General features: G+C 57.8%; 14 protein-coding genes and 2 tRNA genes. 4 read left to right on the top strand and 12 right to left on the bottom strand.

The annotated features are described in order from the left end of the window. Positions 1 to 10: 10 nt before the first annotated feature. The 10 genes from infB to rlmE all read right to left on the bottom strand — a co-directional run bounded on the left by infB (position 11) and on the right by rlmE (position 10,630). Positions 11 to 2,698: a translation initiation factor IF-2 gene (infB, locus tag Q9R34_RS13810; RefSeq protein ID WP_434124304.1), complete on the bottom strand. Its 2,688-nt coding sequence runs from the start codon at positions 2,696 to 2,698 to the stop codon at positions 11 to 13. Positions 2,699 to 2,715: 17 nt separating this feature from the next. Continuing rightward, positions 2,716 to 4,203, bottom strand: a complete 1,488-nt coding sequence (nusA, locus tag Q9R34_RS13805) for a transcription termination factor NusA (protein WP_434124303.1) — start codon at positions 4,201 to 4,203, stop codon at positions 2,716 to 2,718. Between the two features lie 24 nt (positions 4,204 to 4,227). Beyond that, a complete protein-coding gene (rimP, locus tag Q9R34_RS13800) occupies positions 4,228 to 4,680 on the bottom strand; it encodes a ribosome maturation factor RimP (protein ID WP_033749310.1) in 453 nt (150 codons plus the stop codon). 209 nt (positions 4,681 to 4,889) lie between these two features. Continuing rightward, a tRNA-Met gene (locus tag Q9R34_RS13795) sits at positions 4,890 to 4,966 on the bottom strand. Positions 4,967 to 5,024: 58 nt separating this feature from the next. Continuing rightward, positions 5,025 to 5,111 (bottom strand) — tRNA-Leu (locus Q9R34_RS13790). Between the two features lie 48 nt (positions 5,112 to 5,159). Continuing rightward, complete coding sequence (secG, locus tag Q9R34_RS13785) at positions 5,160 to 5,489, bottom strand: preprotein translocase subunit SecG (RefSeq protein WP_033749638.1); 330 nt, start codon at positions 5,487 to 5,489, stop codon at positions 5,160 to 5,162. A 216-nt stretch (positions 5,490 to 5,705) separates the two neighbouring features. Next, entirely contained in the window at positions 5,706 to 7,040 is a 1,335-nt protein-coding gene (gene glmM / locus Q9R34_RS13780; protein WP_434124302.1) for a phosphoglucosamine mutase, read from the bottom strand. Between the two features lie 7 nt (positions 7,041 to 7,047). Continuing rightward, positions 7,048 to 7,881 carry a dihydropteroate synthase gene (folP, locus tag Q9R34_RS13775; protein WP_485894400.1) on the bottom strand — a complete coding sequence of 278 codons (834 nt, stop codon included), beginning with the start codon at positions 7,879 to 7,881 and terminating at the stop codon, positions 7,048 to 7,050. 81 nt (positions 7,882 to 7,962) lie between these two features. Next, complete coding sequence (gene ftsH / locus Q9R34_RS13770) at positions 7,963 to 9,888, bottom strand: ATP-dependent zinc metalloprotease FtsH (RefSeq protein ID WP_033749306.1); 1,926 nt, start codon at positions 9,886 to 9,888, stop codon at positions 7,963 to 7,965. A 112-nt stretch (positions 9,889 to 10,000) separates the two neighbouring features. Further along, complete coding sequence (gene rlmE / locus Q9R34_RS13765; RefSeq protein WP_033749635.1) at positions 10,001 to 10,630, bottom strand: 23S rRNA (uridine(2552)-2'-O)-methyltransferase RlmE; 630 nt, start codon at positions 10,628 to 10,630, stop codon at positions 10,001 to 10,003. 126 nt (positions 10,631 to 10,756) lie between these two features. On the opposite strand from rlmE, the gene yhbY reads away from it, so the two are divergent. Continuing rightward, positions 10,757 to 11,050: a ribosome assembly RNA-binding protein YhbY gene (gene yhbY, locus Q9R34_RS13760; protein WP_434124300.1), complete on the top strand. Its 294-nt coding sequence runs from the start codon at positions 10,757 to 10,759 to the stop codon at positions 11,048 to 11,050. 121 nt (positions 11,051 to 11,171) lie between these two features. Here yhbY and greA read toward each other — a convergent pair whose 3' ends face one another. Beyond that, positions 11,172 to 11,648: a transcription elongation factor GreA gene (gene greA / locus Q9R34_RS13755; protein ID WP_103793785.1), complete on the bottom strand. Its 477-nt coding sequence runs from the start codon at positions 11,646 to 11,648 to the stop codon at positions 11,172 to 11,174. Between the two features lie 250 nt (positions 11,649 to 11,898). Here greA and dacB point away from each other — a divergent pair, with 250 nt between their 5' ends. The 3 genes from dacB to pmrB are packed head-to-tail and all read left to right on the top strand — an operon-like array spanning position 11,899 to position 15,053. After that, positions 11,899 to 13,332 (top strand): serine-type D-Ala-D-Ala carboxypeptidase, encoded by a 1,434-nt coding sequence (dacB, locus tag Q9R34_RS13750; protein ID WP_434124299.1) that lies wholly within the window; start codon positions 11,899 to 11,901, stop codon positions 13,330 to 13,332. Between the two features lie 3 nt (positions 13,333 to 13,335). Continuing rightward, positions 13,336 to 13,998 (top strand): two-component system response regulator PmrA, encoded by a 663-nt coding sequence (gene pmrA, locus Q9R34_RS13745; RefSeq protein ID WP_434124298.1) that lies wholly within the window; start codon positions 13,336 to 13,338, stop codon positions 13,996 to 13,998. After that, a complete protein-coding gene (gene pmrB, locus Q9R34_RS13740) occupies positions 13,995 to 15,053 on the top strand; it encodes a two-component system sensor histidine kinase PmrB (protein WP_485894397.1) in 1,059 nt (352 codons plus the stop codon). Before pmrA ends, pmrB begins: the two co-directional genes overlap by 4 nt. Here the strand turns inward: pmrB and Q9R34_RS13735 are convergent, their stop codons facing one another. Then, entirely contained in the window at positions 15,054 to 17,288 is a 2,235-nt protein-coding gene (locus Q9R34_RS13735) for a TonB-dependent siderophore receptor (RefSeq protein WP_485894395.1), read from the bottom strand. Between the last annotated feature and the right edge of the window lie 112 nt (positions 17,289 to 17,400).

The raw sequence follows: 17,400 nt of genomic DNA, 5'->3' as shown, positions 1-17,400 counted from the left end.
CGCGTAATGCTTATTCGATGGTGCGCTTAACTTCGATCACTTCGAACACTTCGATCATATCGCCAACGCGAACGTCGTTGTAGTTCTTCACGCCGATACCACACTCCATGCCGTTACGCACTTCGTTGACGTCATCCTTGAAGCGACGCAGAGATTCCAGCTCGCCTTCATAGATAACCACGTTATCGCGCAGCACGCGGATCGGGTTGTGACGCTTGATGTTGCCTTCGGTAACCATACAGCCGGCAATCGCGCCGAATTTCGGTGACTTGAACACATCGCGCACTTCAGCCAGACCGATAATCTGCTGTTTGAACTCCGGCGCCAGCATGCCGCTCATCGCCGCTTTTACTTCGTCGATCAGATTATAGATGACGGAGTAGTAACGCAGGTCGACGTTTTCAGCATCGATGACGCGACGCGCAGAGGCATCGGCACGCACGTTGAAGCCGAGAATGATGGCGTTGGACGCCGCAGCCAGCGTGGCGTCGGTTTCGGTAATACCACCCACGCCCGAACCGATGATCTTCACCTTCACTTCGTCGGTGGAGAGTTTCAGCAGCGAGTCGGAGATCGCTTCCACAGAGCCCTGGACGTCGGACTTCAGCACGATGTTCAGCTCGGAAACTTCGCCTTCGGTCATGTTGGCGAACATGTTCTCGAGCTTCGCCTTCTGCTGACGCGCCAGTTTGACTTCGCGGAACTTGCCCTGACGGTAGAGCGCAACTTCACGCGCTTTCTTCTCGTCACGCACCACGGTCGCTTCGTCGCCCGCTGCCGGCACGCCGGAGAGACCGAGAATTTCCACCGGAATAGACGGACCCGCTTCCATGACTTCGCGGCCCAGCTCGTCGCGCATCGCACGCACACGGCCATATTCGAAGCCGCACAGCACGATGTCGCCTTTGTTCAGGGTACCTTCGCGCACCAGTACGGTAGCAACCGGACCACGGCCTTTATCCAGGAAGGATTCGATTACCACGCCGCTTGCCATGCCTTCGCGAATCGCGGTCAGCTCCAGCACTTCCGCCTGCAGCAGAATCGCATTCAGCAGGTCGTCGATACCGGTACCGGCTTTCGCAGAGACGTTGACGAACATGTTTTCGCCGCCCCACTCTTCCGGAATGATGCCGTACTGCGTCAGTTCGTTCTTGACGCGATCCGGATCGGCTTCCGGCTTATCGATTTTGTTGACGGCAACCACAACCGGCACACCCGCCGCTTTCGCGTGCTGGATTGCTTCGATGGTCTGCGGCATCACGCCGTCGTCAGCCGCCACCACGAGGATAACGATATCCGTCGCCTGCGCACCACGCGCACGCATCGCGGTAAACGCGGCGTGGCCCGGGGTGTCGAGGAAGGTGATCATGCCGTTGTCGGTTTCGACATGGTAAGCACCGATGTGCTGAGTAATGCCGCCCGCTTCGCCCGAGGCGACTTTGGTCGAACGGATGTAGTCCAGCAGCGAGGTTTTACCGTGGTCGACGTGGCCCATGATGGTCACAACCGGCGCGCGAGATTCCTGCGCGGCATCGGTATCGCGATCGCTCATTACCGCTTCTTCCAGCTCGTTCTCGCGGCGCAGGATCACTTTGTGACCCATCTCTTCCGCCACCAGCTGAGCCGTTTCCTGGTCGATGACCTGGTTGATGGTCGCCATGGCACCCATCTTCATCATCGCTTTAATGACCTGCGAACCTTTCACCGCCATTTTATTAGCCAGCTCGGCTACGGTGATAGTTTCGCCAATAATGACGTCGCGGTTAACAACCTGAGCCGGTTTGTTGAAGCCCTGCTGCAGTGCGCTTGGCTTGCGGTGTTTACCGCCTTTGCCGCCACGAATCTGCGCGCGCGCTTCTTCGCGATCGGTTTTGGCTTCAGAATGCTTGTTGCCTTTCTTCGCCGGACGCGTCGCTTTAGCTGTGGTGCGCGCGCGTGCGCGACCCGCTTCTACCTGACGGTCGTTCTCGTCTTCCGCCTGACGGGCATGAGTCGAGGTGGTGACGTGATAGTCGCCTTTATCCTCTTCTTCAGGTTTTTCCCACTCAGCTGATTTTTCTTCAGCCAGGCGGCGCGCTTCTTCAGCGACGCGGCGCGCGTCTTCTTCGAGCTTACGGCGCGCTTCTTCTTCCGCTTTACGCTTCAGTTCAGCCGCTTCGGCTTCGCGACGGGCTTTGTCGGACTGCGCAGCCTTGGTCATATCGTCGGTTTGATGATTCGTCACTTTTTCTTTTTCCGCTGCTTCACGCTTCGCCTTTTCAGCGGCTTCGCGCTTGGCTTTCTCTTCGGCTTCACGTTGCGCTTTTTCTTCAGCTTCGCGACGGGCTTTTTCTTCAGCCTCGCGTTGCGCCTTTTCTTCCGCTTCACGCTGAGCCTGGGCTTCTGCTTCTGCCTGTTCAGCTTCCGCATCACCTTTCACGTAGGTGCGCTTTTTGCGGACTTCGATTTGCACCGATTTACTTTTACCCCCGGTGCCTGGGATATTCAAGGTACTGCGCGTCTTACGCTGCAATGTTAACTTGCCAGAGCCGGTCTGACCATGCTCGCGATTGAGGTGAGACAATAAAGTTTCTTTCTCTTGCTGCGTGACCGCGTCGTTCTCCGACTTGCGGATCCCTGCGTCAGCAAATTGCTGAACCAGGCGATCGACCGGGGTCTGAATCTCTGCGGCCAGCGATTTTACGGTTACATCTGTCATGCTGTTCCTTCCTGTTATTACGCGTCATCGCCGAACCAGCAGATATTTCGCGCGGCCATAATCAGCGCGCCGGCTTGCTCATCATTCAGCCCTTCAATATCCGTCAGGTCGTCGACACCTTGCTCGGCGAGATCTTCCAGCGTGCAAACGCCTTTCGCCGCCAGGCGGTACGCCAGCGTACGATCCAGGCCGTCGAGATTCAGAAGATCCTCAGCGGGCTCCTGATTACCACGGCTCTCTTCTTTCGCCAGCGCCAGGGTGGTTAACGCATTTTTGGCTCGTTCGCGCAGGGCTTCTACGGTCTCTTCGTCCAGACCATCAACGTCCAGCAGCTCGTTGATCGGCACGTATGCCAGCTCTTCCAGCGAAGAGAAGCCCTCTTCCACCAGTACGGTGGCGAACTCTTCGTCGATGTCGAGATGTTTAGTAAACATATCAATAGCAGCATGCGCTTCGGCCTGGTGTTTCGCCTGCAGATCATCGACGGTCATCACGTTCAGCTCCCAGCCACTCAGCTGGGAAGCCAGACGCACGTTTTGGCCGTTACGGCCGATCGCCTGAGCCAGATTGCCGGCTTCAACAGCGATATCCATGGTGTGGTTATCTTCATCAACCACGATTGACGCCACGTCGGCCGGAGCCATGGCGTTAATAACAAACTGCGCCGGGTTGTCGTCCCACAGCACGATATCGATACGCTCGCCGCCCAGTTCGCTGGATACAGCCTGGACGCGCGCGCCGCGCATGCCGACGCAGGCGCCGACCGGGTCGATGCGTTTATCGTTGGTTTTCACCGCAATCTTAGCGCGTGAACCCGGATCGCGAGCTGCCGCTTTAATTTCAAGCACTTCTTCGCCGATTTCCGGCACCTCGATGCGGAACAGTTCAATCAGCATCTCTGGCTTAGAACGGGTCACGAACAGCTGCGCGCCGCGCGCTTCCGGACGGACGGCATAAAGCACGCCGCGAATACGGTCGCCCGGACGGAAGTTCTCACGCGGCAGCATATCTTCACGCAAAATCACCGCTTCGGCGTTGCTGCCGAGATCCAGGGTGATGTTGTCGCGATTCACTTTCTTCACTACGCCGGTGATGATCTCGCCTTCATGCTGGCGGAACTGATCGACCACCATCGCGCGCTCAGCTTCGCGCACTTTCTGCACGATAACCTGCTTCGCCGTCTGGGTGGTGATGCGGTCAAAGGTGACCGATTCGATCTGATCTTCAACGTAATCGCCCAGATTGAACGCTTCATCCTCGAAGCGGGCTGCCTCCAGCGTGATCTCGCGCGTCGGCTGCGTTACTTCTTCTACCACTTCCCAACGGCGGAAGGTGTCGAAGTCGCCGCTTTTGCGATCGATGCTGACGCGAACGTCAATCTCTTGCTCGTATTTCTTCTTGGTTGCAGTTGCCAGCGCGCTCTCCAGCGCTTCGAAGATTTTCTCACGCGGCAGGGCTTTTTCGTTAGAAACGGCTTCTACAACAGCTAAGATCTCTTTGTTCATCCTGGTTAGCCTCAATCCGGACTTTTAAAAGTGGGGGACCAGGTTCGCTTTCTGAATATTACTCAGCGCGAACACCTCGTCTTTACCCTCAACGGTCACCGTCACCATCTCGCCGTCGACCGACTTGATGATGCCCTGCCATTTACGACGGTTTTGTACCGCCATACGCAGGACCAGACTGACTTCTTCGCCTGTATACCGCACGTAGTGTTCTGCAGTAAACATCGGGCGATCCAGTCCCGGTGAGGAGACTTCAAGGTTGTAAGCCACGGTGATGGGATCTTCCACATCCAGCACCGCGCTTACCTGGTGGCTGACATCCGCGCAATCATCGACATTGATGCCATCTTCACTATCAATATAGATGCGCAGGGTTGATGTGCGACCACGAACGAATTCGATACCGACCAGTTCGTAGCCGAGCGCTTCTACCGGAGCCGATACCAACTCTGTCAATTTTTGCTCTAATGTGGACAAGCCCACCCCCAAGACATAAAAAAAGGGCTTAATAGCCCAGTGTTGCGATTTCCTGATAACAAAAAACCCCGAAAATTCGGGGCTTTTTGTGACTGGACCCTGTACGCCGCTAAGCGGCTCGGCACCGTCCAGAAGAATTTTTTTCAAAACTCGCTGCGATGCGTCCGTCGATGCACACAGTATATTTGAAAAAGAACTCTAAGGGAAAGTGGTTGCGGGGGCCGGATTTGAACCGACGACCTTCGGGTTATGAGCCCGACGAGCTACCAGGCTGCTCCACCCCGCGTCCGAAAACGTGACGAATGTTACGCTGATCTTGCGATATTTGCAAGTAAAACCAGATTTGGTACCGAGGACGGGACTTGAACCCGTAAGCCCAATCGGGCACTACCACCTCAAGGTAGCGTGTCTACCAATTCCACCACCTCGGCACTGTTCAGACCGCGACTTGAATCTGTCGCGTCGCAAGCATGACGAACTTATTTCGGGATATCGTTACCCGGCGTTGCCGGTTGTGCAGGCTGGGTCGTTGACTGCGCCGGCGCTGACAGATTTTCCCACTCGCTTCCTTTTGAAGTCTTATTGGTGTTCAGGTTACCCAGAACAAGGCTGATGATGAAGAACAGCGCCGCGAGAATGCCGGTCATGCGAGTCATGAAGTTACCTGAACCCGTAGAACCGAACAGCGTTGCGGATGCGCCTGCACCGAATGAGGCTCCCATATCAGCGCCTTTACCTTGCTGCAGCATAATCAAACCCACGAGGGCGATGGCCACAATAAGGAAGATAACTAAAAGAGCTTCGTACATAATCAACCTGTTTCCTTGCGCGATTACCGCACAGTTAAGCTTCAGCCAGTATAGATGGGCCGTGTCGTCATCACCCATCAGAAGCGGGTGTGAATACTAACCAAAGGCGCCCCCCTCTGCAAGGGTAATTTTCTTCGCTGCGATCGACTGCGGAAAAAAGCGCCATCCTGATGATTTTAACGGCGGATCGGCGTAAAACCGTCCGCCGTTTGCGCCTTAAACTGCTTTAACCTGCTCGGCGATACGATGCGCCAGCTCGGTGACCTGCGCTTCGTTTTCCCCTTCGACCATCACGCGAATCAACGGCTCGGTGCCCGATTTACGCAGCAGCACGCGTCCGCGTCCCGCCAGCGTCTTTTCCACCTCCGCCGTCACGCTTTTTACCGCCTCGTCTTCCAGCGGATCGCCGGTGCCGCTGAAGCGCACGTTGACCAGCACCTGCGGCAGCATCTTCATGCCGCTGCACAGGTCATGCAGACTCATATGGTTGCGCACCATTGCAGTGAGCACTTGCAAACTTGCTACAATGCCGTCGCCGGTGGTGGTTTTATCCAGCAGAATAACGTGGCCAGAGTTCTCCGCACCGAGACGCCAGTGTTTTTCCTGCATCTTTTCCAGCACGTAGCGGTCGCCCACTTTGGCGCGGGCGAAAGGAATGCCAAGCTGCTTCAGCGCCAGCTCAAGGCCCATGTTGCTCATCAGGGTGCCGACCACGCCACCGCGCAGCTGCCCCTGACGCAGCCCTTCGCGCGCAATGATGTAGAGGATCTGGTCGCCATCGACCTTCTCGCCCAGATGGTCAACCATCATGATGCGGTCGCCGTCGCCGTCGTAAGCCAGGCCGATATCTGCCTTCTCCGCCAGCACGCGCTGCTGCAGCATACTCAGATCGGTTGCGCCGCACGCTTTGTTGATATTCATGCCGTCAGGCTGAGTCGCGATGGCGACAACGGTAGCGCCCAGCTCGCGCAGCACGTTCGGCGCAATGTGGTAGGTGGCGCCGTTGGCGCAGTCGACCACGATTTTCAGGCCGTTAAGGCTGAGCTCGCTCGGAAAGGTGCCCTTGCAGAATTCAATATAGCGGCCGGCAGCATCTACGATGCGGCTGGCGCGCCCCAGCTCGGCGGACTCAACGCAGGTTAGCGGCTTCTCCATTTCCAGCTCAATCGCCTCTTCTACCTCGTCCGGCAGCTTGGTGCCTTCGGCGGAGAAGAATTTAATGCCGTTGTCGTCAAACGGGTTGTGCGACGCGGAGATGACGATGCCCGCTTCGGCGCGGAAGGTGCGCGTCAGATAGGCGATGGCGGGCGTCGGCATCGGGCCGGTAAAGGCGGCGGACAAGCCCGCTGCAGCCAGGCCCGCTTCCAGCGCCGACTCCAGCATGTAGCCAGAGATACGCGTATCTTTACCAATCAGCACTTTTCGTGAGCCGTGGCGCGCCAGCACCTTGCCCGCTGCCCAGCCCAGCTTCAGTACAAAGTCAGGGGTAATCGGCGCTTCGCCAACCTTGCCGCGAATGCCGTCCGTACCAAAATATTTACGATTACTCATGCCTTAATTATCCTTTTGCTCTCCGTGTCGCCTCGACAACGCGCATCGCTTCGACCGTCTCTTTAACGTCATGTACGCGAACGATCTGCGCGCCCTGCATCGCGGCGATCGTTGCGCAGGTCAGGCTGCCCGTCAGTCGCTGCGAAGGCCCGACGTTCAACAGCTGACCAATCATAGATTTACGCGACATGCCCACCAGCAGCGGCAGCCCGAAATGGTGAAAATGGCCAAGGTGGGCCAGCAGCTCATAGTTGTGGTTGAGATTCTTACCGAAACCGAAGCCCGGGTCGAGCAGCAGATATTCTTTTTTGATGCCCGCAGCCACGCAGCGCGCGATTTGGTCCACGAAGTAAGCATCCACTTCACTTACCACATCGCGATACTCCGGCGCCTGCTGCATTGTGCGCGGCTCGCCCTGCATATGCATCAGGCAAACCGGCAAATTAGCCGCCGCTGCCGCTTCCAGCGCGCCGGGTTCCGAGAGCGAGCGAATATCGTTGATGATGTGAGCGCCCGCTCGCGCCGCTTCGCGGATGACCTCGGCTTTTGAGGTATCAACCGAAATCCACACCTCGAAACGCTGTGCGATCGCCTCTACTACTGGAATAACGCGCGCCAGCTCCTCCTCAACGCTTACCTCATCCGCTCCCGGACGGGTCGATTCGCCGCCGACATCGATAATAGTCGCGCCCGCGTTAACCATTACATTGGTATGCGTCAGCGCCTCGACCAGCGTGTGATGTTTTCCACCATCGGAGAAGGAGTCCGGCGTGACATTCAAAATTCCCATCACATGGGGAAACGACAAATCGAGATGGGTATCACGAGCGTACAACTTCATGGGGAAAATCTCCTCTGATGACCTGATTACGGATGTAAAAAACCCCGGACCAGCCGGGGTTTTTGCAAGGGTGAAACCCTGTTATTTGTCGAACTGCTCTGACATGGTGTTGCCAGGATTCGGCGTGCGCGGTTCATCGACCGGACGCGGCGCCTTCGGCGTGCCGTTGCTGTCGGAGTTGCTGCCCGGATCTTCCCAGCCTGCTGGCGGACGCACTTCGCGGCGCGCCATCAGGTCGTCGATCTGCGGCGCATCAATGGTTTCATACTTCATCAGCGCGTCTTTCATCGCGTGAAGAATGTCCATGTTCTCGCTCAGAATACGGCGCGCGCGCTGATAGTTGCTGTCGATCAGGTGTTTAACTTCCTGGTCGATAATGCGCGCGGTTTCGTCAGACATATGCTTCGCTTTCGCCACGGAACGGCCAAGGAACACCTCGCCCTCTTCTTCCGCATAGAGCAACGGACCCAGCTTTTCAGAGAAGCCCCACTGCGTCACCATGTTGCGCGCCAGGTTAGTGGCCACTTTGATGTCGTTAGAGGCGCCGGTGGAAACGTGTTCCGCACCGTAGATAATCTCCTCAGCCAGGCGGCCGCCGTACAGGGTAGAGATCTGGCTTTCCAGCTTCTGACGGCTGGCGCTAATGGCGTCGCCTTCAGGCAGGAAGAAGGTCACGCCGAGCGCACGTCCGCGCGGAATAATCGTGACCTTATGCACCGGATCGTGCTCCGGGACCAGGCGGCCGATAATCGCGTGGCCCGCTTCGTGATACGCGGTGGATTCTTTCTGCGCTTCCGTCATCACCATGGAGCGGCGTTCCGCACCCATCATGATTTTGTCTTTCGCTTTCTCGAACTCCACCATCGATACCACGCGCTTATTGCCGCGTGCGGCAAAGAGCGCCGCTTCGTTCACCAGGTTAGCGAGATCCGCACCGGAGAAGCCCGGCGTACCGCGCGCGATAATACCTGCGTCGATATCGGTCGCCAGCGGCACGCGGCGCATATGCACTTTCAGAATCTGTTCGCGGCCGCGCACGTCTGGCAGCCCCACGACAACCTGACGGTCAAAGCGGCCTGGACGCAGCAGCGCCGGGTCAAGAACGTCAGGACGGTTCGTCGCGGCAATAACGATAATGCCTTCGTTGCCTTCAAAACCATCCATCTCAACCAGCATCTGGTTCAGGGTCTGTTCACGTTCATCGTGACCGCCGCCTAAACCTGCGCCGCGCTGACGACCGACGGCGTCGATCTCATCGATAAAGATGATGCAAGGAGCGGCTTTCTTGGCCTGTTCGAACATGTCGCGCACGCGAGATGCGCCCACGCCCACGAACATTTCCACGAAGTCAGAACCCGAAATGGTGAAGAACGGCACTTTCGCTTCACCCGCGATCGCTTTTGCCAGCAGGGTTTTACCGGTACCCGGCGGGCCCACCATCAGCACGCCTTTGGGAATTTTACCGCCCAGCTTCTGGAAGCGGCTCGGTTCGCGCAGATACTCGACCAGTTCGCCTACTTCCTCTTTCGCTTCGTCACAGCCTGCCACGTCAGCGAAAGTGGTTTTGATCTGATCTTCCGTCAGCATACGGGCTTTACTCTTGCCAAAGGACATTGCGCCTTTGCCACCGCCGCCCTGCATTTGACGCATAAAGAAGATCCACACGCCAATCAGCAGCAGCATTGGGAACCAGGAGATGAAGATCGAAGCCAGCAGGCTCGGTTCTTCCGGCGGTTCGCCGACTACTTTGACGTTTTTGGTCAACAGGTTATCGAGTAACTTGGGATCGTTGACAGGAATGTAGGTCGTGTATTTATTACTGTCTTTCTTGATTACGTTAATCTCACGCCCGTTAATACGTGCCTCGCGGACCTGATCCTGGTTCACTTCCGACAGGAAGGTTGAATAATCAACCCTACGGCCATTCGACTCGCTGGGCCCAAAGCTCTGGAATACTGACATCAGCACGACCGCGATGACTAACCAGAGAATCAGGTTTTTCGCCATGTCACTCAAGGGATTAACCTCATATTACAACGGTGTTAACAGACAGCGTAGGGTACTATATATCCTTCATACATGGAATCGCGGCTGGTGGGCTGCAACTTCATCAATTGGGCTATAGTTTGCGCCCTGTCGCCACAATGTACACTTCGCGCGAACGAGATCGCGAAGCGTCCGGCTTACGAATTTTCACTTTCGTAAACAGGGAGCGAATTTCCCGCAGGTATTCATCGAAGCCATCTCCCTGAAACACTTTCACTACAAAACTGCCGCCCGGTGCCAGGATATCCCGACACATTTCGAGCGCCAGTTCAACCAAATACATCGACCGGGGAATATCGACTGCCGGCGTCCCGCTCATGTTGGGCGCCATATCCGACATGACCACCTGCACTTTTTGATCGCCGACGCGATCGAGCAGCGCTTTGATCACCGATTCTTCACGAAAATCGCCCTGAAGGAAATCGACGCCGACGATAGGATCCATCGGCAGAATATCGCAGGCGATAACACGTCCCGAAGAGCCAATCTGCTGGACAACATACTGCGACCAGCCGCCGGGTGCCGCCCCCAGATCTACCACGGTCATACCGGGTTTGAAAAGCTTGTCACCCTGTTGTATTTCATCAAGTTTAAACCAGGCGCGCGAACGCAACCCCTTTTTCTGTGCCTGAAGCACATATTTATCGCTAAAGTGTTCCTGTAACCAGCGGCTGGAGCTGGCCGAACGCTTTTTACCCGTCATAATTTTCTCAACTAAATCGTCATCGCAGCGAGAAACCTGCACGCAATGGGTTGCGTTGATTTGGTGATAACCCCGAGATGGCGGTAGAATGAACCGTTTTCAATCCCTGAGTAAGCAAAAAATACGATGAATCTAAGTACCAAACAAAAACAGCACCTGAAAGGCCTCGCCCATCCACTGAAACCGGTGGTCATGATCGGTGGCAACGGCCTGACCGAAGGCGTGCTGGCCGAAATCGAATCCGCGCTGGAACATCACGAACTGATCAAGGTGAAAATCGCCTCGGAAGACCGTGAAACCAAACAGCTGATCGTTGAGGCTATCGTGCGTGAGACCAACGCCGGCAACGTGCAGGTGATCGGCAAAACGCTGGTGCTGTATCGCCCTTCTAAAGAGAGCAAGATTTCTCTGCCGCGCTAACGGCGTCGCCGGGCAACCGGCCAGAGAAAGTGCCATGCTCCCGCATGGGTTAAAAGGCCGCATCGCGGCCTTTTCCATTCTTTACATAATGCTTCGACGCTTTTCAAAGCGTAGCTCTCTCTTAAAGGTATTCCACTTTAAGAATTTCATACTCAACATCGCCGCCCGGGGTTTTGATGATGGTCACATCGTCCACCTCTTTGCCTACCAGACCGCGCGCCATCGGCGAGTTGACCGAAATCAGATTTTGCTTAAAGTCCGCTTCGTCGTCGCCCACGATGCGATAGGTCGACTCTTCGTCGGTATCGGTGTTGAGCACGGTGACGGTCGCGCCAAAGATCACGCGGCCATTGTTCGGCATGGTGGTGACGTCAATAACCTGTGCGTTGGAAAGCTTGGCTTCGATCTCCTGAATACGGCCTTCGCAAAACCCCTGCTCTTCGCGCGCGGCGTGATACTCCGCGTTCTCTTTCAGATCGCCGTGCTCACGTGCTTCAGCGATTGAGGCGATGATGCGCGGGCGTTTAACGGTTTTCAGCTCATTCAGCTCTTCGCGCAGCTTTTCGGCGCCCCTTAACGTCATCGGAATCTGATTCATTTAAGCTCCTCGCTCTCTTTCCTGTTTTAACGGCGTCATCCTGACCAGTGTCCACAGAAAAACCGGTTCTGCAGGGCCTGACCCTCGTTTTGCAAATAAAAGAATCCTGACCCGGAAAAGGTTCCAGGCCAGAACAGGATTTTGCATTTTGATACGTATTTTAACCCAGAGTTCCCTGCGGGTCATCGTTTACTTTCCACCGTAACGGGACGTAGTATTGACGGCTTCACCTGCCAGTTACCGCGAGATTATGCGATTTTCACGACTTGTTACCGGACTAACCTGTGCGTTTATGCTGCAGGCACAAGCAGCGCCCGTAGATGAATACATGCAGTATTTGCCGGATGGCGCCAATCTGGCGCTGATGGTGCAGAAAATAGGCGCCAGCACCCCCATAATCGATTATCACGGCAAACAGATGGCGCTGCCCGCCAGCACCATGAAGGTGATTACCGCGCTGGCGGCGCTGCTGGAGCTGGGCGGCGACTACCGCTTCCAGACCACGCTGGAAACCAAAGGCGCCATCAGCGACGGCACGCTAAACGGCGATCTGGTCGCGCGCTTTGCCGGCGATCCGACGCTGAGCCGTCAGGATCTGCGCAATATGGTCGCTATGCTCAAAAAGCAGGGCATCACCCATATCAAAGGCAACCTGGTGATCGACACCTCGGTATTCGCCAGCCATGACATGGCGCCAGGCTGGCCGTGGAACGATCTGACGCAGTGCTTTAGCGCGCCGCCGGGCGCGGCGATCGTCGATAAAAACTGCTTCTCCGTTTCGCTCTACAGCGCCAGTACGCCAGGCGAAACCGCCTTCGTGCGTATCGCCTCTTACTATCCTGCCCATATGTTCAGCCAGGTACGCACCCTCGGCCGCAACAGCGGAGAAGCGCAGTATTGCGAGCTGGACGTGGTGCCGGGCGAGCTCAACCGCTATACGCTGACCGGCTGCATGCGCCAGCGCGCTGAGCCGCTGCCGCTGGCGTTCGCCGTACAGGATGACGCCGCCTGGGCTGGCGAGATCCTGAAGCAAGAGCTGCGTCAGGCCGATATCGACTACAGCGGGCACCTGGTACGCCAGACGCAGGTCACGTCACCGGGCACGGTGCTGGCGTCTACCCAGTCCGCGCCGCTGCATTCGCTGTTGCGTACTATGCTGAAAAAGTCGGACAACATGATTGCCGACACGGTGTTCCGCACTATCGGCCATCACTATTTCAACGTGCCGGGCACCTTCCGCGCCGGATCGGACGCTATCCGCCGTATCCTGCGCGAGAAAGCCAACATTGATTTAGGCAACAGTATTCAGGTGGATGGATCGGGGCTGTCGCGCCACGATCTCATCGCGCCGGACACCATGATGCAGGTGCTGCAGTACATTGCGAAAAACGATGCGACGCTCGATTACATCTCTATGCTGCCGCTGGCGGGCCACGACGGCACGCTGCAATATCGCGGCGGTCTGCACGAAGCGGGCGTAGATGGCAAAGTGTCGGCGAAAACCGGCTCGCTGCAGGGCGTCTATAATCTGGCTGGCTTTATTACCACCGCCAGCGGCGCGCGCGTCGCCTTTGTACAGTACCTGTCGGGCTATGCGGTGCCGCCACAGGATCAGCGCACGCGACGCATTCCGCTGGTGCGTTTCGAGAGCCGTCTCTATCGGGATATTTATCAGAACAACTAACGCATGAAAATATTGATCGTTGAGGACGATGTACTGCTGCAGGGCGGCCTGAGCCAGGCGCTGGGCAGCCAGGGTTACGCCGTTGACTGCGCCGGGAGCGCCGCCGAGGCGGACGGGCTGCTGCACAGCGCGCAGTACAGCCTGATTGTGCTGGATCTCGGCCTGCCGGATCGCGACGGCGGCGATCTGCTGCGACAGTGGCGGCGAGCGGGCGTCGATCTGCCGGTGCTGATCCTGACCGCGCGCGACGCGCTCAGCGATCGCGTCGAGGGGCTCGACGCCGGTGCCGACGACTACTTGATCAAGCCGCTGGCGCTGGCGGAGCTGCAGGCGCGCGTGCGTGCCCTGATCCGCCGCTATCAGGGCCACAGCGACAACCTGCTGCGCCAGGGCGATCTTACGCTGAACCTCTCTTCGCAGCAGGTGCTGCTGGAAAACCAGCCGCTCGACGTCACGCCCAAAGAGTTCGCGCTGCTGACGCGCCTGCTGATGCGCATCGGACAGAATGTGCATCGCGAAACGCTGCAGCAGGATCTCTACAGCTGGCAGGATGATACCGGCTCTAACACGCTGGAGGTGCATATCCATAATCTGCGCCGCAAGCTGGGCAAAGACCGCATTAAAACCGTGCGCGGCGTCGGCTATCGACTGGAGAACCGCGAATGAACAGCATGCGTCAGCGCCTGCTGATTATGCTGGCGCTGATTCTGCTTACCTGTCAGATCATGAGCGCCTTCTGGCTGTGGCACGAAAGCCGCGAGCAGATCAGCTTTCTCGTCAACGAAACCCTCTCCGCCAAGGCGCGCAACGATCGCGTCGAAAATGAGATCCGCGAAGCGATCGCCTCGCTGCTGCTGCCTTCTGTCGTCATGGTCGGCCTGACGCTGGTGCTCTCGTTCTGGGCGATTAGCTGGATCGTGCGTCCGCTGCGCGCGCTGCAGACCAGCCTGGCGCAGCGCTCCGCCGACAATCTGACCCCGCTCGCCATTCAGTCCGATATGGAAGAGGTGGTGGCGGTAACCGGCGCGATTAACCAGCTGCTGGCGCGCCTCGATCACACGCTGCAGCAGGAGCGGCTGTTTACGGCGGACGCCGCGCATGAGCTGCGCACCCCGCTCGCCGGGCTGCGCCTGCATCTTGAGCTGCTGCAGCAGCAGGGCGTGCCGCACAGCGAAATGCTGGTGGCGCGCATCGATCAGCTGATGCATACCGTCGAGCAGCTGCTGATGCTGGCGCGCGCCAGCCAGGCGCTGGCCAGCGGGCATGCGCAGGCTATTCACTGGCAGGCGGACATTTTGCAGCCACTGCAGCCGGAGATGCGCGAGCTGGTTGAACAGCGTCAGCAGCAGCTTATCTGGCCAGGCAACGCGGTGGCGGAAAGCCAGGGCGAACCGGTGCTGCTGCGTCTGCTGCTGCGCAATCTGCTGGAGAATGCCTCGCGCTATAGCCCAACGGAGAGCCAGATTGAAATCAGGCTCGAAGAGCGCGACAGCCAGATCGTGCTCAGCGTGATCGATGAGGGGCCGGGCATCGATCCCGACGCGGCGGAAGAGGTGACCAAAGCGTTTCGCCGTCGCGATCAGCGCTACGGCGGCAGTGGCTTAGGATTGAATATCGTGCTGCGCATTCTGCAGATGCACTATGGCGAGCTGAAGCTGATCAATCGCAGCGACCGCAGCGGGCTGATCGCCCGCTGCGTGCTGCCGTTACGGCTTAACTGATTAGAACCGCGTATTCAGGCTGACGTACCAGGTACGGCCTGATTCGTTATAGGTATTCGCGCCCGCGCCGTACAGATACGAGTTGGTGTTGGCGTTGCCGGTGGTCTGGGCATTGCCCTGGCGGTAGTGGCGCTTATCGAACAGGTTATCAATACCGAGCGTTACGCTGGCGTATTTATTGACGTCATAGGTGCCGCTCAGGCCGACTACCGAGTAAGGACTTACCTCGTCGGTGGCGCTGCCGGTGACCGCATTGCCTTTGTAGTCATACTTCTTCGGCACCTGCTTGCCGTACCAGGTGAGGGTGGTTTGCAGCGACAAATCCTGCGTCGCCTGCCAGCTCAGCGTGGAGTTGAGCGTATAGTCGGGAATAATCGACAGGCGATCGCCGGTCTCTTTATTCTTGCTCTGCAACATATAAGTGAAGTTGTTATTCCATGCGATGCTGTCGGTCACGGGGATATTCACCGTGCCCTCCAGCCCTTCCACCACCGCTTTCGGCACATTCTCCCACTTATAGATGTCGGTGGTGCCGTTCGAGGCTTTGCCGGACGGCCCATAGCCTGCTTCGATCTTGTTGCGATAGTCGTTGCGGAACCAGGTCAGACCCGCCTGATAGCCTTCATGCTTCCACTCCAGGCCAATCTCTTTATTAATGCTGTTTTCCGCTTTCAGGTCTCTGTTGCCCTGCAAATAGCAGGCGCCGGTGCTGGCGGCGCAGCCCTGCCCGTTGCTGTAGAGCAGATAGTTGGGATTGGTCTGATAAAGGCTCGGCGCTTTATAGGCGCGGCCGATGCCCATCTTCAGCGTGAAATCGTCCCCTAAGCCCTGGGAAAGGTTAAGCGACGGGCTCCAGTTATCGCCGACGATCGAGTGGTGATCGAAGCGCAGGCTCGGCGTCAGCATGGTGCTGTCGGTCAGCTCCATATTGTCTTCGGCAAACAGCGAGAAGATTTCCGCCTGCGAGTACGGGCTGCGGCCAGAGCTGGAGATGCCTGGCACCGCCCCGTTCGAAGCCGCCTGGGTGGTCGATGAGGGATCTTTCATCCGCTGCTGGTTCCACTCGGTGCCGAGGGTGGCGGTCTGATTCACCAGCAGGTCGAACGGCACGCTGATCTCGCTGTGCAGCAGCACATCGTCCAGCTCGATGGTGTTGAAGCCGCTGTTGGAGAAGATGCCTTCGGTGCCGCCCGCCAGCCCTTCGTTGATGCGCGAGTTGCGGGTATTTTCATAGCGTGCATAGCTGTTGGTGCTGATGCCGTTATCCCAGGCGCCGGTCCACTTCACGGCAAAGTTCTGCCGATAGAGGCGGTTGGTCTCTTTGCCGTACAGGCTTTTCACCAGCGCGCTGGTGTTGGTGTTCTGGGTGTCGCCTGAATAGAGGTTACCCTGGCGGCTGTAGCCCGCCTGAAACTCCAGCGCCTGCATCGGCGCGAACGCCCAGCGCAGCAGCGCGTTAATATCTTTATTGACCACCCCTTCGCGCCCGCCCGGATAGCTGCCAGCGTAGGTGCCGGTGCGATCCGCCGCGTGTCCTTCGTTGATGTCGTAGGCGTCCGCCTGGGTTTTCGCCAGATTGCCGTAGAGTCGGAAGCTGACGTCGTCGCCCAGCGGCCCTTCCAGGCTGAAATTGGTGCGGCGCGTCGCGCCCTCGTCCTTATGCTCCGGCACGTTGTAGTAGGCGTTCCAGGAGCCGTGCCACTGCTTGTCGTCATACTTTTTGGTAATGATATTCACCACGCCGCCCGCCGCGCCGTTGCCATAGCGCACCGCTGCCGGGCCGCGGATCACCTCAATATGCTCGATCAGCTCCGGCGGCACCCAGTTAGTATCGCCGCGCGTGTCGCGTTCGCCGCGCCAGCCGAGACGCACCGAGTTGCGGCTGGAGACCGGCATGCCGTCCACCAGAATCAGCGTATTTTCCGGCCCCATGCCGCGAATATCGATCTGGCGATTGTTGCCGCGCTGGCCGCTGGTGGAGTTGCCGGTCAGATTGACGCCCGGCATGGTGCGGATGATCTCCGATACGTCGCGCGCAGGCGGACGCTTTTTAATCTCGTCGGCGGTGATGGTGGAGACGCCCGGCGCCTGCAGGTTCTGCTGCGCCGCGCTGACCACCAGGGTATCGCCGACCTCGGCAGTTGAAGCGGTGCGGGCATCGGCAGCCTGTGCGCTGGTCGCGGCCAGGCCGAGTTCAATGAGAATGGCTAATGACAAACGGGATAATGTAGGCATTTTTTATATTCCTGGATTGCCTGCGGAAACCTCACCGTCTCCTGCGGGCGCGCCGGTAAAAGGGTCTTTCCTTGCGAGCAAGCATTCCAGCCGCGCCCAGGCTCTCCCTGGC

The sequence above is a fragment of the Enterobacter sp. BRE11 genome (assembly GCF_031844285.1).
Taxonomy (GTDB): Bacteria; Pseudomonadota; Gammaproteobacteria; order Enterobacterales; family Enterobacteriaceae; genus Pantoea.
The sequence above is the reverse complement of the archived record's forward strand: the minus strand, read 5'-3'. Positions and strand labels throughout refer to the sequence as shown.

Coding starts and splice junctions, on each gene's coding strand:
- infB (WP_434124304.1), bottom strand. CDS start 2,698: ATGACAGATGTAACCGTAAAATCGCTGGCCGCAGAGATTCAGACCCCG.
- nusA (WP_434124303.1), bottom strand. CDS start 4,203: ATGAACAAAGAGATCTTAGCTGTTGTAGAAGCCGTTTCTAACGAAAAA.
- secG (WP_033749638.1), bottom strand. CDS start 5,489: ATGTACGAAGCTCTTTTAGTTATCTTCCTTATTGTGGCCATCGCCCTC.
- glmM (WP_434124302.1), bottom strand. CDS start 7,040: ATGAGTAATCGTAAATATTTTGGTACGGACGGCATTCGCGGCAAGGTT.
- folP (WP_485894400.1), bottom strand. CDS start 7,881: ATGAAGTTGTACGCTCGTGATACCCATCTCGATTTGTCGTTTCCCCAT.
- ftsH (WP_033749306.1), bottom strand. CDS start 9,888: ATGGCGAAAAACCTGATTCTCTGGTTAGTCATCGCGGTCGTGCTGATG.
- rlmE (WP_033749635.1), bottom strand. CDS start 10,630: ATGACGGGTAAAAAGCGTTCGGCCAGCTCCAGCCGCTGGTTACAGGAA.
- yhbY (WP_434124300.1), top strand. CDS start 10,757: ATGAATCTAAGTACCAAACAAAAACAGCACCTGAAAGGCCTCGCCCAT.
- greA (WP_103793785.1), bottom strand. CDS start 11,648: ATGAATCAGATTCCGATGACGTTAAGGGGCGCCGAAAAGCTGCGCGAA.
- dacB (WP_434124299.1), top strand. CDS start 11,899: ATGCGATTTTCACGACTTGTTACCGGACTAACCTGTGCGTTTATGCTG.
- pmrA (WP_434124298.1), top strand. CDS start 13,336: ATGAAAATATTGATCGTTGAGGACGATGTACTGCTGCAGGGCGGCCTG.
- pmrB (WP_485894397.1), top strand. CDS start 13,995: ATGAACAGCATGCGTCAGCGCCTGCTGATTATGCTGGCGCTGATTCTG.
- Q9R34_RS13735 (WP_485894395.1), bottom strand. CDS start 17,288: ATGCCTACATTATCCCGTTTGTCATTAGCCATTCTCATTGAACTCGGC.